We start from the raw sequence: 15195 nt of genomic DNA on the forward strand, positions 1-15195 counted from the left end.
TTCACGTTTGCGATCATCCTGAGGACGGAAAGGTGGCTAGCCTAAAGGACGGTGCGCAGTCGATCAAGGGGCGACGGTCATCTCGCTCATGCGTTCGAGAAACATCGCCAGCGCCACTTCTTCGGTGCGCAGCCCTTTGCGTACGCGTGGGCGCGGCAATTCGGCAAGCGCGCCTAGCATGAAATTTTCCACCACGGCCGGGTGGATGTAGCACTTGCGGCACACTGCAGGCGTGTTCCCCAGCTGTTTGGCGACGCCTTTGACCATGTCCACCACATGCCGTTTAGCTTCGGTTTCTGATTCATGTTTAAGCTCGCGCAACACGGACAAGGCCAAGGCGCTGCCGGCCCAGGTGCGGTAGTCCTTGGCGGTGAAGTCTGCGCCGGTTAGGGTTTTCAGGTAGCTGTTGACGTCGGAAGAGCTGACGGTATGCCGTTCGCCGTGTTCATCCAGATACTGAAACAGATTCTGCCCGGGGATTTCCAGGCAGCGTTTGATGACCCGCGCCAGGCGCCGATCCTTCACGGTGATCTGGTGTTCTATGCCGCTCTTGCCCCGAAACTGGAACAGGATCGCACTGCCGTTGACCTCGACGTGCCGGCTGCGCAGGGTGGTCAGGCCGTAGGAGCGATTATCCCGCGCGTATTGCGTATTGCCGACTCGAATCAGCGTTGCGTCGAGCAAGGTGATCACCGTGGCCATGACCTTGTCGCGACTGAAGCCCGGTGCAGCCAACAGTGCTTCCAGTTGTTTGCGTAACTTCGGCAATGCCTGGCCGAACTCGCGCAGCCGCGAATACTTGTCGGCATCACGCACCTCACGCCAGCGCGCGTGATATCGGTATTGCTTGCGGCCACGGGCGTCGCGGCCGGTGGCTTGAAGATGACCGCTCGGGTCGGGGCAGATCCACACGTCGCTGTAGGCCGGTGGCACGGCAAGGGCGTTGATGCGTTTGATCTCATCCGCATCGGTAATGCGTTGGCCCGACGGTTCGAAATAACTGAACTTGCCGCGCAGTTTTTTGCGGGTGATGCCGGGCTGTGTGTCATCGACGTAATGCAGGTCGGATGGCAGTGCATCGATCAGCTCGGTGTCGGGCATGGCGGCTTCCTTTGGTGGCGCAGTGGTCGTTAAAGCCATTGACCGCACGCCGAAGCCGTCGTGCCGAATGATTTACGCGAGCACCGCGACTGCCTTTATCTGCGCCCACAATTGCAGGCCAGGACGCACGCCCAATTGATCGCGGGAGAACCTTGTAATGCGCGCCAGCAAAGGCGTGCCGCCCGCGTCTAGACGAATCAGCACATGCGCGGCATTGTCCGCGGCCTGCTCACTGATGACGGTGACCGGAAGGCGATTGAGAATGCTGCTGGATTCGCTGTTTTGCAGGGTCAGGCTGATGTCGCGCGCATGTACCTTGCAACGCAAGGTCTGGCCCACCGCCATTGGCGCATGCGTTACGCGGATGCTCATTTCGGTGGCCGGCAATTGCAGGCTCAGCAGCTGATAATCCGCGTCGTAGGCACAGACCTGGCCTTCGATGATCACGCCGGCGTCATCGCCCATGGCCATCGGCAAGTCCAGACGCGCGAGGGTTTCACCAATCGGCCCGCTGGCCAGGGCCTTGCCGTCGCTGAGCAGCACCAGATGATCGGCCAGGCGCGCGACTTCGTCCTGCGCATGGCTGACGTACAACAGTGGAATATCCAGCTCATCATGCAAGCGCTGCAGGTAGGGCAGGATTTCGTTTTTGCGCTGGCTGTCGAGTGCTGCGAGCGGCTCGTCCATCAGCAGCAGTTTTGGGCTGGTCAGCAGCGCACGGGCGATGCCGACACGCTGACGCTCGCCACCCGAGAGATGCTGCGGATGACGCTCAAGCAAATGACCGATGCCGAGCAATTCAGTGGCATGCGTCATGTCGACCCGGCGCTGCGACTTGGCAATACGTTTGAGGCCGAACTCCAGGTTGGCCAACACTGACAGATGCGGAAACAGGCTGGCCTCTTGAAACACATAACCCACCGCGCGTTTGTGCGGCGGGACGAAAACACCGTTATCGCTGTCCTGCCAAACCTCGTCGTTGACCCGAATAAAGCCTTGCTCTGCGCGTTCAAGCCCGGCGATACAGCGCAGGCACGTGGTTTTTCCCGACCCGGAGTGGCCGAACAGCGCGCTGACGCCGCGGCCCGGCAAGTGCAGATCGACATCCAGGCTGAAGCCTGAATAGGCCATTTTCAAACGTGCATCAATCATCGATCAGCTCCAGCCCGCGCGGGTCTTGCGGCTTGAGTACAGCGCAAGCAACACCACAAACGAAAACACCAGCATCGCGCCTGCCAGCCAGTGGGCCTGTGCGTATTCCATCGCCTCAACGTGATCGTAGATTTGCACCGAGACCACGCGGGTCTTGTCGGGGATATTGCCGCCAATCATCAGCACGACGCCGAACTCACCGACGGTATGGGCAAACCCGAGGATGGCCGCCGTGATGAAGCCCGGGCGGGCCAGCGGCAGGATCACGCTGAAAAAGGTGTCCCACGGATTGGCGCGCAATGTTGCGGCCACTTCCAGCGGGCGGGTACCAATAGCCGAAAACGCGTTTTGCAACGGTTGCACCACGAACGGCATGGAATAGATTACGGAGCCAATCACCAGCCCGGTGAAACTGAACGTCAGAGTGCCGAGCCCCAGCCATTGGGTGAACTGGCCGAGAAAGCCGTGTGGCCCCATCATCAGCAACAGATAAAAACCGATAACGGTCGGCGGCAGCACGAGGGGCAGGGCGACGATCGCCCCAACCGGGCCGCGCAACCATGAGCGGGTGCGCGACAACCACAGGGCAATCGGCGTGCCGATAACCAACAGGATCGCGGTGGTCAGGGACGCCAGTTTCAGGGTCAGCCAGATCGCCGCAAAATCGGCACTCGTCAGCGACATTTAGAGTTGGTAGCCGTAAGACTTGATCACCGCAGCGGCTTTCGGGCCCTTGAGGTATTCAACCAGTGCCTTGGCGGCGGCGTTGTCCTTGCCTTTGCTGAGGATCACCGCGTCCTGTTTGATCGGATCATGCAGGCTGGCCGGTACGATCCACGCCGAACCGCTGGTGACTTTGCCTTCCTTATAGATCTGCGACAGCGCGACGAAGCCGAGTTCGGCGTTACCAGTCGAAACGAACTGGTAGGCCTGGGTGATGTTCTGGCCTTCGACAATCTTGGTTTTGGTCGCTTCGGTCAGTTTCAGTTTTTCCAGCACTTGCGTGGCTGCCAGGCCGTATGGTGCTGTTTTCGGATTGGCGATGGACAGGTGCTGGTATTCGTTTTTCTTCAGCACCTCACCTTTGGTATCGACATAACCGTCCTTCGCCGACCACAGCGCCAGGGTGCCAACGGCGTAAGTGAAGCGCGAGCCCTTGACGGTATCGCCTTCTCTTTCCAGTTTTTCCGGCGTGGTGTCGTCCGCCGAGAGGAACACTTCGAACGGCGCGCCATTCTTGATCTGTGTGTAGAACTGGCCGGTGGCGCCATAGGCTGCGACCAGTTTGTGCCCGGTGTCTTTTTCGAAATCGGCAGCGATGGCCTGGATCGGTGCCGTGAAATTCGCAGCAACAGCGACCTGCACTTCATCAGCCTGAGCAGCACCGATGGCAAATACGGCAAGCAGTGAGGTGAGACGGACAGGGGCAAAACGTGAGGCGCGAATGGTCATGTAGCAGCTCCGTTGTGGGCGGTGCACAGGGCAGGTTTACTCGAGGTGGACTGCGCCGTTGCAAGGGGGGAAATCGCTATGTAGCGAAATATATAGCGATCCCCACTTTGTGGCGAGAGGATTTATCCTGACGGGCCGCTTGACCTGAAACGCATCCCACGCGCGGTATCAACGCGCATTCAGCTTCGCCAATGCACCCTCGGCCAATTGGCGAGTCAGTTCAGCACTGCTGAGGTCTTGGCCCAGCGTGAATGCCTGGCCTGCCCACAGGTTGGCGAACTGCGCATCATCTTTTGCACGTAGAGGCATCAGGGCGCCACCGGCCAACGGGAATGCCGGCGCTTTGGCCGACATTGGCCCCATTTCACGCATCACACGATTAAGAATGCCCCGTGCCGGGCGTCCGGTGAAAATGTTGGTGATCGCGGTTTCACTCTCTTTGGCGGTGCGCAGGGCCTTGTGATGAGAGGCGCTGACTTTCGCTTCCGGGGTGAACAGGTACGCGGTGCCAACCTGAGCCGCTGACGCGCCGAGCATGAAAGCTGCCGCGACGCCTCGCGCATCTGCGATTGCACCGGCGGCAATCACCGACACTGTCACCGCATCGACTATCTGCGGCACCAGTGCGAACGTGCCGACTTGACTGCTCAAGTCCTCGCTGAGAAACATCCCGCGATGACCGCCGGCCTCGTAGCCCATGGCGATGATCGCGTCACAGCCATTGTGTTCCAGCCAGATCGCTTCATCGACGGTGGTTGCCGAAGAGAGGATTTTTGCGCCGGTGGCCTTTACTCGATCGAGCAGAGATTTCTCTGGCAATCCGAAGTGAAAACTCACCACCTCCGGCCGGAATTCTTCCAGCACTTCGCACGCTGCCGTGTCGAACGGCGCCCGGTTGGATACCGGTGTTGGCGCCTCGAAGTCGACACCCAGTTCGCGGTAGTACGGTTCCAGCAGGTTCTTCCACTCGCGTGCGCGTTGCTCATCAGCGGCGGGTGGCTGATGGCAGAAAAAATTTACATTGAAGGGCTTGTCGGTGTGTTCGCGAATCGTTTTCAGCTCTTCGCGTAACTGCTCGATGCTTAGCATCGCCGCCGGCATCGAACCCAGGCCGCCAGCGTTGCACACGGCGATCACCATCGATGAATTTGTCGCACCGGCCATCGGGCCCTGAATGATCGGCGATTGAATGCCGAGCAGGTCGAGAATGCGTGTATCTGGCCATTGGCTCATGGAAGCGGACTCCGAACGATGAAACGGGGCAGGGACGGCAAAGCCGGTTTTACCAGCAAAACCAGACTCCGGGCCACTTTGAAATTGTGAACATCACCTGACGCAGGTTCTCAGCGTCGATGAAATCCGCCATCTCCACCGCCGGCGCCATGAAAATACCCGGCCGATTCGCGGATTGGCTGAAAGTCGAGTGTGGCAACGTATTGCGATGTGATATTTGAAAGCCATGACCCCCTGAAACCCATCCATGAGAGGCCATCATGTTCAACGGTATTTTGATCAATAAAGACGACAGCGGTTATCGCGCCAACCTTCAACAGATCAACGAAGACCAGTTGCCCGAGGGCGACGTGACCGTGGCCGTTGCGTACAGCACGTTGAATTTCAAGGATGGCTTGGCGATTACGGGCAGCAGCCCGGTGGTGCGCAAATTTCCCTTGGTGCCGGGGATCGATCTGGCAGGCACCGTCGAGGTCAGCTCACATCCCGACTATAAAGTGGGCGATCAGGTGCTGCTCAATGGCTGGGGCGTGGGCGAAAGCCATTGGGGCGGCCTAGCGCAAAAGGCCCGGCTGAATGGCGACTGGCTGATTCCGTTGCCAAACGCTTTTACCGCTGCTCAGGCGATGGCGGTCGGCACGGCGGGTTACACCGCAATGTTGTGCATTTTGGCGCTTGAGCGTAATGGCGTGACGCCTGCGCAGGGCGAGGTGCTTGTGACGGGGGCCAATGGCGGCGTGGGCAGTTTTGCCATCGCGCTGCTGAGCAAGCTCGGCTATAAGGTCGTGGCGTCCACGGGCCGGGTGTCCGAGCATGACTATCTCAAGCAATTGGGCGCGACTGAAATCATCGACCGCGCGACCTTGTCCGAGCCGGGCAAGCCGCTGGCCAAGGAACGTTGGGCAGCGGTAATCGATTCGGTCGGCAGCCACACGCTGGCGAATGCCTGCGCCAGTACGCGTGCAGAGGGCACCGTCGCCGCGTGCGGTCTGGCCCAGGGTATGGATTTCCCTGCCTCGGTGGCGCCGTTTATTTTGCGCGGCGTCACTCTGGCCGGGATCAACAGCGTGACTCAGCCAAAAGCGCGCCGCGTGGAGGCATGGGGTCGACTGGCGAAGGATCTGGACTTTGCCTTACTGCCATTGATCAGCCATGAAATCGCCCTCGGCGACGTTATCGATGCCGCGCCGAAACTGCTCGCAGGACAGCTTCGCGGGCGCGTTGTGGTGGACGTCAATCGCTGAAGTGGCACGCAGCTTCAGGGTTGCGTTTCACGCTCCAGCAGTTGCCTTTTACGCTCGACACCCCAGCGATAACCGGAAAGATTGCCATCGCTGCGCACCACGCGATGGCAGGGAATCGCGACGGCCAATCGATTGGCACCGCATGCCTGAGCCACGGCGCGCATGGATGTCGGCGCGCCGATGCGTTGGGCAACGTCGGCGTAGCTGGCGGTGCTGCCAACCGGGATTTCCCGCAGCGCCTGCCACACGCGCTCCTGAAATGCCGTGCCGCGCACATCCAGCGGTAGATCGAGGCCGATGGCCGGGGTTTCGATAAAGCCGACGACTTTGGCGATCAACTGTTCAAACCCTGCGTCGGCGCCAATAAGATTGGCTTTGCGAAACTGATCCTGCAGATCACACACCAGTTGGTGAGGATCGTCGCCCAACAAAATCGCGCAAACCCCGCGCTCGCTTTGTGCCACCAGGATCGCGCCAAGCGAGCATTGTCCGACGGCAAAACGAATGTCGTTGTTTTGCCCGGCCGCGCGGTAGTCACCGGGTTTCATTCCCAGCAAGTGATCGGCGCTTTCATAGAAACGACTGTTGGAATTGAAACCTGCGTCATACAACGCATCGGTCACTGAGCCGCCGTCTGCCAGGCGCTCACGCACGCGGCGCGAGCGGTGGGCGCTGGCGTAACCCTTCGGCGTCAGTCCGGTCGCGGCTTTAAACACACGGTGAAAATGAAACGGGCTCAGACCGGCCGTTTCGGCGAGTTCATTGAGCGCCGGCAAAGTGTCGGCGGACTCGATCTGCCTGCATGCCAGCTCCACGGTGGCAGCATGTTGCGCGAGCACATCGCTCTGATCCTTGCTGGCCCTTTTGCTCGGGCGGTAGCCGGCGGCTTCAGCCTCAAGCGCCGTATCAAAAAACTCCACATTATGCGGTTTCGGCAAGCGCGCAAGACTGCTTGGGCGACAATAGATGCCTGTGGTCTTCACCGCATAGACAAACGTCCCGTCCGCCCGAGCATCCCGCGCAACAACAGCGGCCCAGCGTGGATCGTCTTCAATGTTGGGCGTGCTCGAAAGCGTTTTCATGATGGCTAATCCGTTGACCTGTTTGATTCAGGTTAACCAGCGTTGGTGAACACAACACTCCGGGCCTTGCGGTCAAATTTTCAAGGTTCATCCGGCAACACGAAAAGTCAGATTGATGCGTTGTTCGCCAAGTTGCGGGTGTCGCCCCTGCTTGATCGGTAAAACACCGTGGAACCGCAAGCGATCTACGCCGCCCCAAACCACCATGTCGCCATGCAACAGAGGGATCCGCTGGCTCTTGTCACCACGAGCGAAACCGCCAAACAAAAACATTGCCGGCAAGCCCAGCGACAGCGAAACGATTGGTGCAGCGTAGGCATTTTCGTCTTTGTCCTGATGCAAGGACATCTTGGCGCCGGGGATATAGCGGTTGATCAAGCAGGAATCTGCCTTGAAGTCAGAAAAACCGGCCTCCTGCGCCGCGGCCTCTGCCAGATCGGCAAACACCGGCGGCAGCTCGGGCCAGGGCAATCCGCTGAGTGGATCGACCCTTGAGTAACGATAGCCGCTGCGGTCAGTAATCCAGCCCAGTTGCCCGCAGCTGCTGGTGCCCACCGACATGCTGAAGCCGCCCGGCGTGACCATGTGGCGGAGTGGGGCGGCGACCAGGACGGCGTCCAGCGCCGGTAGCAATCGATCGGTCAGCGGCAGGGCGAATCCGCGCAGTACCCAAGATTGTTCACCGATCTGTTCGGCGCGGGGCTGCTGTGCGGGTTGGTGATCAGCGAACAGGTCGAAAGTGTGCGGCTGCATAGCGATCACCAAAACCTTGGGGCAGTCATTCTGTTGGTCCGTTACAGCGCTTTGCTGACGGCGATATCGCTGATCACATCTTCAGTCTGCCCGTGGATTGCGTCGAGAGCAGCCTTGGCTTCTTCCGCGGTGCCGTTTTCCAGTTGCGCGAACTCGAAACGGCGCTCGCCGTTGAGCTTGTACTTGATGACGTATTTAGTCGTTTGGGCCACGGTCATGAATACCTGTCTGTGTAGGCGGGGCGGCTCAGCTGAGTTTGGAGCTGGAGCGGCGGATGATCTTGATCGAGTGCGTCAGCGTCGGTTTGCGTGTAACGCTGATTGCCCGGGTGGTGACGGTGTCGATGGTAATGTTCCAGAATCCGGTGCTCGGCGCGGTGATGCGGGCCGGGAACGTGTCGAAAGCGCCGCCGTGGTAAGAGTGACGACCGCCATTTTTGAAGCTGCGGAAGTTGGCGTCGCTCATCAAACGGATGTTGCAGGTTTGCGAGCACTGGATGACGACGATGTCGTCTTCGTTGAGGTGTTCGCGCTGGTGAATGAATTTCATGGGCGCCTCCAGAAGGGCTTTTTCTACAAAATCAAAACGATAGCTTGTAATTGGGCGCAGTTTATCAGCCTGCACAGGTTATTATCTGGCCGTCGGGCGTTGGTTTGACAATTTTGAACAGATATTCGCGATTGGATGCGGGTTAAATGCAGAAGGCCCCGGAGAAAAACGGCATTTGTGCTGTCGGACGGTCTTTAACGGAGGTTTTGTATGAAGTGGGGTGTGGTGTGTCTGCCGTTGGTTTTGGCTATGGGTGGTTGTGCGAACGTTTCCGAAATCAATGAAACGCTACCGACCGTAAGCGTAATCTCTGGCAAGAAGCCCCATGAGTATGCGCAGTGCCTGACCGAAAAACTGGCGAACAGCCGCGGCGCGCTGCAGGTACAGCCGCAAAAGGAGGGGGTTCGCGTGATTGTTCCGGGCAAACTGTCTTCTGGTCCCGCCGCCGTGTTTGATATCGAAAACCGCTCCGGCGGTAGCAGCATCAAGCTGCATGAGCGCATGTCCAACGTGCCGGTGCGCCCGCGTGATGTGCGTAACGCTGCCAACGCCTGTATTTCCGGCTGATAGACTATTGGTCATCAGCATCAATGCCGTCACAGTCATGCTGTGACGGCATTTTCATTTCTGGAGTTGCAATGAAGCGAGAGCAAGTGCGGGAACGCCATGCAGAGGGTTTGATCTCTGCCACACATGTCATTCAGAACCCGGCAAATTCCGGAGAATGGATCGTGTTTTTCAAGAAGAGCGCCGGGCGCAGCTATTTCCTGGTGGACGAAAACGACGAAGTCGAGTCTTTCAATCGGCTCGACGACCTGATCGAAGTCGTACGCGGACTCGGGATAAAGTTCGCGGAAATTCACATGTAGAGTCTATTTGCAGACCACTACCACGCTGCGGTTCTTGTAGTTACCGACATCGACGCCCAGTGTCTTTTCGCTTTCCTTCGGCGCCGGTGTGCCGTCAGTGCCGACGATACGGTAGCCCGTCCCTGCGCATGAGGCGTCAGCCTTTTCATAGCAGGTGGCCCAGGAATTGGCTTCGCCGGAGCAGTCGATGGTCAGCCCCTGTTCGCCGTTGTTCAGGGTGGTCGGTTGGGACGTGGCGCAGCCGCTCAATACCAGTACCGCAATCAGTGGCAAAAATCTGTTCATGTTCATAGTTGTCGTCTTCAGCGATGGGGGACTAGACGCTCTGACAGCGCCGGTGTGAAAAGGTTATAGCGATTGGCCACTTGTTTGCGACGGTCGTGTGTCAGGCACAAAAAAGCCCTGCTCGACGGCAGGGCTTGCGACGCTTGGCAGCAGATCAGTCCTGATCTTTGCCGCGGCGCTTTGCCGATGCAGGGGTGTCAGTGAATACCGACGCAACATCAGTCGCCATCTGCTCGCTGTCGAAAGGCCCGGCAACGTGTTCGCCATTGGTAGTGGTGAGAGTCCACTTTCCGTCTTTCTTGTCGATCACATACCCGTTGATGATTTTTACGGCGGCCATCTAATCTGTCTCGTTCGCTGGTTCAAAGTCGCCATGATACCGGCAAAATGTTCACAACGGGGGCGATGAGCGTATGGTAATCCTGCTCTTCGGTCACTTTGCGCTACGCTAGGTGATGGTCTGCAGATGTCGATGGAACTATCGGCGAGAATATTTCTCTATTTTGGCATCGGTCAGCCAGTGCGGGGCATTGTAAGGTGCGCGCCGCCTGATTAGACTGCGCCGAAACTCGTACACACAGCCTTTTCAAGGACTTATATGATCAAGAAATGCTTGTTCCCAGCAGCCGGTTACGGTACTCGCTTCCTGCCAGCGACTAAAGCCATGCCTAAAGAAATGCTGCCGGTGGTAAACAAGCCACTGATCCAGTACGGCGTTGAAGAAGCTCTGGACGCTGGCCTGACTGAAATCTCGATCGTTACCGGTCGTGGCAAGCGCGCCCTGGAAGACCACTTCGACATCAGCTACGAGTTGGAAAACCAGATCAAAGGCACCGACAAGGAAAAATACCTGGTCGGCATCCGCAAACTGCTGGACGAGTGCTCGTTCTCCTACACTCGTCAGACCGAAATGAAAGGCCTGGGCCACGCCATCCTGACCGGGCGCCCACTGATCGGTGACGAGCCGTTCGCCGTGGTGCTGGCGGATGACTTGTGCGTCAACCTCGAAGGCGACGGCGTACTGACCCAGATGGTCAAGCTGTACAAGCAGTTCCGCTGCTCGATCGTGGCCATTCAGGAAGTTGATCCGCAAGAAACTCACAAATACGGCGTGATTGCCGGTGAGATGATTCGCGACGACATCTACCGCGTTCACAGCATGGTCGAGAAGCCAAAGCCGGAAGATGCGCCGTCGAACCTGGCTATCATCGGTCGCTACATTCTGACTCCGGACATTTTCGACCTGCTTGAGCAGACCGAGCCAGGCAAGGGCGGCGAAATCCAGATCACCGACGCCCTTATGAAACAGGCCCAGAACGGCTGCGTAATGGCCTACAAGTTCAAAGGCACGCGTTTCGACTGCGGTGGCGCTGAAGGCTACATCGACGCGACCAACTTCTGCTTCGAAAACTTCTACAAGACTGGCAAGGCTTACTAAGAGCGCTTGATCCTCTGTAGGTTCGTCACGCGGCCCGCATCGTGTGACGCTAAAAACAAACGCCCCGACATATTCGGGGCGTTTGCGTTTGTGCAAACTGAAAATCCTGGTCCGGTTTTTCGCTATTTGAGTCTGGTGCGAATTAGTCGTCAGATTTTTGTTAGTAGTTTGTAACTTAAAATTTAAATTTTATGTTTTGTTCAAAAGAAATTATCTGATCGTTGATGATTAACCGAGTGGTTAGTTCTCGTGTTTATTGGCTTTTATTGCTCTTTTATTGGCAGAGTGTGTGAAAGTATTTCAAAGATACAATATGAAACAAATGCTCTATTGAACTGTAATGTAACGAAATTATAGAAATGTTTTGTTTTTAAAAGGGTGGAAATTCAAGTTTCTTAAATCGTATGTAATATCTTGAGGTCAAGACATGGAGTTCGACGTCATTGTTGTAGGGGCAGGCGCTGTCGGTGGTTCAATCGCGTATGAACTGTCATCGCGAGGTTTGAATGTCTGTCGGGTCGGCGAAACCGATCGTGCGAACGCAGCGTCAAAAGCTGCCGGGGCAATGAACGGATGTTTCGGAGAGGTTACCAGCGGATTGCTGGCAAGCGACTTTGGTCGACTGAAGCTGGATATGGACCGGCAGGCCCAGCAATTATGGCCGAGTTGGGCAGAGCGTCTTGCCATATCCTCTAGTAACGCAACCTCCTTGTTCACCGCAATGGGCACCCACGTCCTGCTCAATACGGCGGGCATGGACGAAGTCGACAGTGTCAACTACGACACCATCGAGAGCACGCTAAGTGAGTACGGCGAACCTTACGAGGTCATTGATCCACGCAAAATGGAGTGGCTCAAACCCAACCATCTCGTTCGTCCGCTGCGAGGCTTGTACATACCGAACGAACATTCAGTGAACTCCCATCTGTTGCTGGAAAAGCTCGATGCTGCATTTGTCGCTGAAGGCGGCACTCTGAAAAATGAGAATGCCAGACGAGTGCTGGCGGAGGGCGGTGTAGCTACAGGCGTGGAGTTAAGCGGTGGGGAAGTGTTATGGGCTCGGAAAGTGATCGTCGCTGCGGGGGTTCATTCTCTTGATCTGCTGAGTGATTTCGACGATGTGGTAAAGAAGATTCCACCGCTATTCAGTGGATATGGCGTATCCGTCCTGGTGAAAATGCCGGAGGGCGTCGAGTTGCCGGGATCCGTCATTCGTACCCCGAACCGTGCGTTCGCCTGTGGCCTGCACTGCGTTCCTCGCGGTGATGGAATTCTGTACCTTGGCGCGACTAATATTATCTCCGAACAGCCGAAGACCCATGCGCTTATTTCGGATGTGCAGTTCTTGCTTGATTGCGCTGTCGATCAGCTGAGTCTGGATCTGCATGGTGCTGAAGTCATTTCCATCCAGGTTGGCAACCGACCCATTCCGGCTGACGGTTTCCCATTGATTGGTGAGTGCGGCGTAGAGGGGCTTTGGCTCGCAACAGGCACTTATCGGGATGGGTTGCATCAGTCGCCATTGTTGGCAAGCTATATAGCCGACTGCTTGACTGGACTGAAGGATACCGGTCTTGATCTCAGTCCGTTTACACCAATGCGCGCTCCGCTGACCGGATTTGCTCGAGAAAACACTGTAAAAGAAACCGTGCAACAAATGTTTGCAACGGGGTATGAGTATCGCTGGGATATAAAGCCTTATTGGTTCCCGCTGCTAGATGAGGGGTTGTCGCGCAACTATCAACAATTGATAAATGATTTACACCCTTCGTTTACTCCGCCACCGGAATTGGTAGCGTTCTCTTACCTATACGAATCTATCCTGAATAAACTCTCCCAATATTATCGGGAGTGGTCATGAGTCTTTCCGAGCGTGAGTGCATCGCCATTCATCAGGCACGAGCGCTGTTACAAGAGTCTGGTGTCTGGAGTCTGGAAGAAGACTTGAGTTGCCTTGTGGATCGCTTTATCGAGCGTGCGGATAAAAAACGCGCACTTGAAGAGTTCATGCTGGCTGTTCATGAGCGCTGCAACCGTATCCCGCTTGGGCATATTGTCGGCACGGTGGACTTTGACGACTTGCCGCTGGTCGTCGGCAGCGGTGTATTCATCCCGCGTTCTCACAGCAGAGTCATTCACAAGTGGATCGAGAGCAGTGCAGCGATGCCGTCGGGCGCAAAGGTTCTGGATCTGTGTGCAGGCAGTGGCGCGATAGGTCTGGCGATCGCGCGACGCAGACCTGACCTCAAAGTCACTTGCGTCGAGTTTGATCCGATAGCCGTGCAGTACCTCAAACGCAATATTGATCGGTTGTCGTGCAAGGGGGTACAGGCAAATCACCTTTGTGCAGACATTGGCGACGAGCAGGCATTTGCGCCATTTGAAAAACAGATCGGCCTGATTGTCGCCAACCCTCCGTACGTTCCGCAGGCTCAGGAACTGCTACCCGAATGGGGCGAGCATCATCCTCAAGCCTCTGTCTATTCCGGTACCGATGGGCTTGAGATGATTCGGCAGATCATTGCTCTTGCCGATCGGTTGCTCGTCCGCGACGGCTGGTTGGTGATGGAGCACGGCGAAGGTCAGGCTGAAGCGGTGCGTGAACTGTTCAGGCGCGATCACCTGACTGACATAGAAACAGTGATCGACAAGGACGAGTCCGATGCGTCGGGTAGTTCGGTAATAACGATTGGCCGCAAGCCTCAGTGATTTCAGGGCAGGAGTTTTCGCATGGATGTGCAAGTAAAGAAAGACTGGATGAGCATTCGCCGTGGTAACACCACTACTGCTCTGACAACCGCTTATGAGGAAGGGCTGACAGGTTTTACCGTTGCGAGTCGTACCGGCAAGCAGATCACACTGCAGGAAGGAGGTGTGTATACGGAATTTGTGTCGTGTTCGTATCTGGGATTGGAAACCCATCCTGCACTGATCGAAGCTGCGCATCAGGCACTCAATACCTGTGGGCTGCATCTATCTTCTTCTCGAAGTGCGATGCGCCCCCAGTATCTGCCGCAACTGGAAGAGCTACTTTGCCAGGTTTATAGAGGCAGTGCGGTTGCTGTGTTCACTTCCACCAGTAGTGTGCATCTCGGTGTATTGCCTCTGTTGGGCAGTGGTTCACTGGCTGGCTATCCCGTCAGAAAGAGAGTGCATTGGCTGATGGACAAGACTGCCCATGCATCTATGCAGGTTTTGAGGGGAATTCTGGAACAGTTCGGTTCTGTTTCAAGAGTTGAGTCGACTGACCCAGAGTCGTTGGACGTTACGTTGAAAGAGTGTTCGAGCAGGGGCGAAACTCCAGTGCTTCTGATCGATGGCATTGGGTCGATGAGTGGTTTGGTGCCCATTGCCGAGCTTTCCCGGCAGTTGGAGTTTGCGCAGGGATATCTGTATGTAGATGATGCACACGGTATTTCGATTGTTGGCCGCTTCGGCGCGGGTTACGCGTTTTCTGCTGTAGATCATTCGATGCCGGCAAATGTCATTTTGGCCGGATCACTTTCCAAAGCCTTTGGCGGCGCCGGTGGTTTTGTTGTGGTGTCGGATCCGCAGGATGTCGAGATCATACGCACTTCAGCAAACCCATTGATCTTCGGGCATTCGATCATGGTGCCGATGCTCTCGGCTAATGTTGCTTCCGCGCAAATCCATCTCACTGAAGAAATTGACGTGCTGCAAAAGCGCCTGTGGAAAAACGTCAGCCTTTTAGATGCGGTCACCGACAACAAGCTGCTTAATGCGGGCGTCCAGTCGCCAGTCAGGGGCGCCTTTTTTGAAACCGAGGAGGCTGGATTGCTGGCTGCAAGAGCCCTGCGTGACCAAGGCATGCTGCTGTTCCCGGTGTTCTATCCAATCATCGCCAAAGGTAAAGCAATGCTGCGTTTTGCAGTGTCGTCCGATCACCGTGAGCAAGAGATCAGACTGCTTGGGGAGGCATTGCAAGCGTTGTCGCGAGACGGGACGTGGACACCTGTTATCAGCGAGCCAGCTTGAATCTGACCGTCGAATACCTTGCAGAAATTGGCTAATGGAGG

The 15195-nt window shown here is 56.7% G+C and carries 18 protein-coding genes; 7 read left to right on the plus strand and 11 right to left on the minus strand.

The window, feature by feature from the left end; genetic code table 11:
- Nucleotides 1-63: 63 nt before the first annotated feature.
- The 5 genes from AB4P92_RS29105 to AB4P92_RS29125 form a co-directional block, all read right to left on the minus strand.
- Nucleotides 64-1101 carry a DNA topoisomerase IB gene (locus tag AB4P92_RS29105; protein WP_261735769.1) on the minus strand — a complete coding sequence of 346 codons (1038 nt, stop codon included), beginning with the start codon at nt 1099-1101 and terminating at the stop codon, nt 64-66.
- 72 nt (nt 1102-1173) lie between these two features.
- Entirely contained in the window at nt 1174-2253 is a 1080-nt protein-coding gene (gene modC, locus AB4P92_RS29110) for a molybdenum ABC transporter ATP-binding protein (RefSeq protein WP_210624604.1), read from the minus strand.
- 3 nt (nt 2254-2256) lie between these two features.
- Nucleotides 2257-2937 (minus strand): molybdate ABC transporter permease subunit, encoded by a 681-nt coding sequence (gene modB / locus AB4P92_RS29115; RefSeq protein ID WP_047301428.1) that lies wholly within the window; start codon nt 2935-2937, stop codon nt 2257-2259.
- Nucleotides 2938-3705, minus strand: coding sequence for a molybdate ABC transporter substrate-binding protein (gene modA / locus AB4P92_RS29120; protein ID WP_395598617.1), 768 nt, complete (start codon nt 3703-3705; stop codon nt 2938-2940).
- A gap of 168 nt (nt 3706-3873) precedes the next feature.
- Complete coding sequence (locus AB4P92_RS29125) at nt 3874-4938, minus strand: NAD(P)H-dependent flavin oxidoreductase (protein ID WP_395598618.1); 1065 nt, start codon at nt 4936-4938, stop codon at nt 3874-3876.
- A gap of 260 nt (nt 4939-5198) precedes the next feature.
- Between AB4P92_RS29125 and AB4P92_RS29130 the strand changes: the two genes are divergently transcribed.
- On the plus strand, nt 5199-6182 hold the full coding sequence (locus AB4P92_RS29130; RefSeq protein WP_395598619.1) for an MDR family oxidoreductase: 984 nt from the start codon (nt 5199-5201) through the stop codon (nt 6180-6182).
- Nucleotides 6183-6196: 14 nt separating this feature from the next.
- Here AB4P92_RS29130 and ada read toward each other — a convergent pair whose 3' ends face one another.
- The 4 genes from ada to AB4P92_RS29150 all read right to left on the minus strand — a co-directional run bounded on the left by ada (nt 6197) and on the right by AB4P92_RS29150 (nt 8566).
- Nucleotides 6197-7264, minus strand: a complete 1068-nt coding sequence (gene ada, locus AB4P92_RS29135) for a bifunctional DNA-binding transcriptional regulator/O6-methylguanine-DNA methyltransferase Ada (protein WP_395598620.1) — start codon at nt 7262-7264, stop codon at nt 6197-6199.
- Nucleotides 7265-7351: 87 nt separating this feature from the next.
- Nucleotides 7352-8017: a DNA oxidative demethylase AlkB gene (gene alkB, locus AB4P92_RS29140; RefSeq protein WP_042559355.1), complete on the minus strand. Its 666-nt coding sequence runs from the start codon at nt 8015-8017 to the stop codon at nt 7352-7354.
- A gap of 41 nt (nt 8018-8058) precedes the next feature.
- Nucleotides 8059-8235, minus strand: coding sequence for a hypothetical protein (locus tag AB4P92_RS29145; RefSeq protein WP_155401126.1), 177 nt, complete (start codon nt 8233-8235; stop codon nt 8059-8061).
- 28 nt (nt 8236-8263) lie between these two features.
- Nucleotides 8264-8566: a DUF1883 domain-containing protein gene (locus AB4P92_RS29150; protein WP_042559354.1), complete on the minus strand. Its 303-nt coding sequence runs from the start codon at nt 8564-8566 to the stop codon at nt 8264-8266.
- 210 nt (nt 8567-8776) lie between these two features.
- On the opposite strand from AB4P92_RS29150, the gene AB4P92_RS29155 reads away from it, so the two are divergent.
- Nucleotides 8777-9133, plus strand: coding sequence for a hypothetical protein (locus tag AB4P92_RS29155; RefSeq protein WP_042559353.1), 357 nt, complete (start codon nt 8777-8779; stop codon nt 9131-9133).
- 71 nt (nt 9134-9204) lie between these two features.
- Nucleotides 9205-9435 carry a hypothetical protein gene (locus AB4P92_RS29160; RefSeq protein WP_042559352.1) on the plus strand — a complete coding sequence of 77 codons (231 nt, stop codon included), beginning with the start codon at nt 9205-9207 and terminating at the stop codon, nt 9433-9435.
- A 3-nt stretch (nt 9436-9438) separates the two neighbouring features.
- On the opposite strand, the gene AB4P92_RS29165 is transcribed toward AB4P92_RS29160, so the two are convergent.
- Nucleotides 9439-9726, minus strand: a complete 288-nt coding sequence (locus tag AB4P92_RS29165; RefSeq protein ID WP_080896026.1) for a hypothetical protein — start codon at nt 9724-9726, stop codon at nt 9439-9441.
- Nucleotides 9727-9874: 148 nt separating this feature from the next.
- Complete coding sequence (locus tag AB4P92_RS29170) at nt 9875-10060, minus strand: hypothetical protein (RefSeq protein WP_042559351.1); 186 nt, start codon at nt 10058-10060, stop codon at nt 9875-9877.
- A gap of 258 nt (nt 10061-10318) precedes the next feature.
- Between AB4P92_RS29170 and galU the strand changes: the two genes are divergently transcribed.
- The 4 genes from galU to AB4P92_RS29190 all read left to right on the plus strand — a co-directional run bounded on the left by galU (nt 10319) and on the right by AB4P92_RS29190 (nt 15154).
- Nucleotides 10319-11158 carry a UTP--glucose-1-phosphate uridylyltransferase GalU gene (galU, locus tag AB4P92_RS29175; protein ID WP_042559350.1) on the plus strand — a complete coding sequence of 280 codons (840 nt, stop codon included), beginning with the start codon at nt 10319-10321 and terminating at the stop codon, nt 11156-11158.
- Nucleotides 11159-11585: 427 nt separating this feature from the next.
- A complete protein-coding gene (locus AB4P92_RS29180) occupies nt 11586-13019 on the plus strand; it encodes an FAD-binding oxidoreductase (RefSeq protein ID WP_261735773.1) in 1434 nt (477 codons plus the stop codon).
- Nucleotides 13016-13867 carry a HemK/PrmC family methyltransferase gene (locus tag AB4P92_RS29185; protein ID WP_261735774.1) on the plus strand — a complete coding sequence of 284 codons (852 nt, stop codon included), beginning with the start codon at nt 13016-13018 and terminating at the stop codon, nt 13865-13867. The genes AB4P92_RS29180 and AB4P92_RS29185 overlap by 4 nt, the downstream gene beginning before the upstream one ends.
- Nucleotides 13868-13888: 21 nt before the next feature.
- Entirely contained in the window at nt 13889-15154 is a 1266-nt protein-coding gene (locus tag AB4P92_RS29190) for an aminotransferase class I/II-fold pyridoxal phosphate-dependent enzyme (protein WP_261735775.1), read from the plus strand.
- Nucleotides 15155-15195 lie beyond the last annotated feature (41 nt).

The organism is Pseudomonas sp. A0308, from assembly GCF_044218815.1.
GTDB lineage: Bacteria > Pseudomonadota > Gammaproteobacteria > Pseudomonadales > Pseudomonadaceae > Aquipseudomonas > Aquipseudomonas iridis.

Excerpts from the sequence above, each read along its gene's own strand:
- AB4P92_RS29150 (WP_042559354.1), bottom strand. The coding sequence starts at position 8,566 with ATGAAATTCATTCACCAGCGCGAACACCTCAACGAAGACGACATCGTC.
- AB4P92_RS29155 (WP_042559353.1), top strand. The coding sequence starts at position 8,777 with ATGAAGTGGGGTGTGGTGTGTCTGCCGTTGGTTTTGGCTATGGGTGGT.
- AB4P92_RS29130 (WP_395598619.1), top strand. The coding sequence starts at position 5,199 with ATGTTCAACGGTATTTTGATCAATAAAGACGACAGCGGTTATCGCGCC.
- AB4P92_RS29105 (WP_261735769.1), bottom strand. The coding sequence starts at position 1,101 with ATGCCCGACACCGAGCTGATCGATGCACTGCCATCCGACCTGCATTAC.
- modC (WP_210624604.1), bottom strand. The coding sequence starts at position 2,253 with ATGATTGATGCACGTTTGAAAATGGCCTATTCAGGCTTCAGCCTGGAT.
- AB4P92_RS29180 (WP_261735773.1), top strand. The coding sequence starts at position 11,586 with ATGGAGTTCGACGTCATTGTTGTAGGGGCAGGCGCTGTCGGTGGTTCA.
- AB4P92_RS29165 (WP_080896026.1), bottom strand. The coding sequence starts at position 9,726 with ATGAACATGAACAGATTTTTGCCACTGATTGCGGTACTGGTATTGAGC.
- alkB (WP_042559355.1), bottom strand. The coding sequence starts at position 8,017 with ATGCAGCCGCACACTTTCGACCTGTTCGCTGATCACCAACCCGCACAG.
- AB4P92_RS29190 (WP_261735775.1), top strand. The coding sequence starts at position 13,889 with ATGGATGTGCAAGTAAAGAAAGACTGGATGAGCATTCGCCGTGGTAAC.
- modB (WP_047301428.1), bottom strand. The coding sequence starts at position 2,937 with ATGTCGCTGACGAGTGCCGATTTTGCGGCGATCTGGCTGACCCTGAAA.
- AB4P92_RS29185 (WP_261735774.1), top strand. The coding sequence starts at position 13,016 with ATGAGTCTTTCCGAGCGTGAGTGCATCGCCATTCATCAGGCACGAGCG.
- AB4P92_RS29125 (WP_395598618.1), bottom strand. The coding sequence starts at position 4,938 with ATGAGCCAATGGCCAGATACACGCATTCTCGACCTGCTCGGCATTCAA.
- AB4P92_RS29160 (WP_042559352.1), top strand. The coding sequence starts at position 9,205 with ATGAAGCGAGAGCAAGTGCGGGAACGCCATGCAGAGGGTTTGATCTCT.
- AB4P92_RS29145 (WP_155401126.1), bottom strand. The coding sequence starts at position 8,235 with ATGACCGTGGCCCAAACGACTAAATACGTCATCAAGTACAAGCTCAAC.
- ada (WP_395598620.1), bottom strand. The coding sequence starts at position 7,264 with ATGAAAACGCTTTCGAGCACGCCCAACATTGAAGACGATCCACGCTGG.
- modA (WP_395598617.1), bottom strand. The coding sequence starts at position 3,705 with ATGACCATTCGCGCCTCACGTTTTGCCCCTGTCCGTCTCACCTCACTG.
- AB4P92_RS29170 (WP_042559351.1), bottom strand. The coding sequence starts at position 10,060 with ATGGCCGCCGTAAAAATCATCAACGGGTATGTGATCGACAAGAAAGAC.
- galU (WP_042559350.1), top strand. The coding sequence starts at position 10,319 with ATGATCAAGAAATGCTTGTTCCCAGCAGCCGGTTACGGTACTCGCTTC.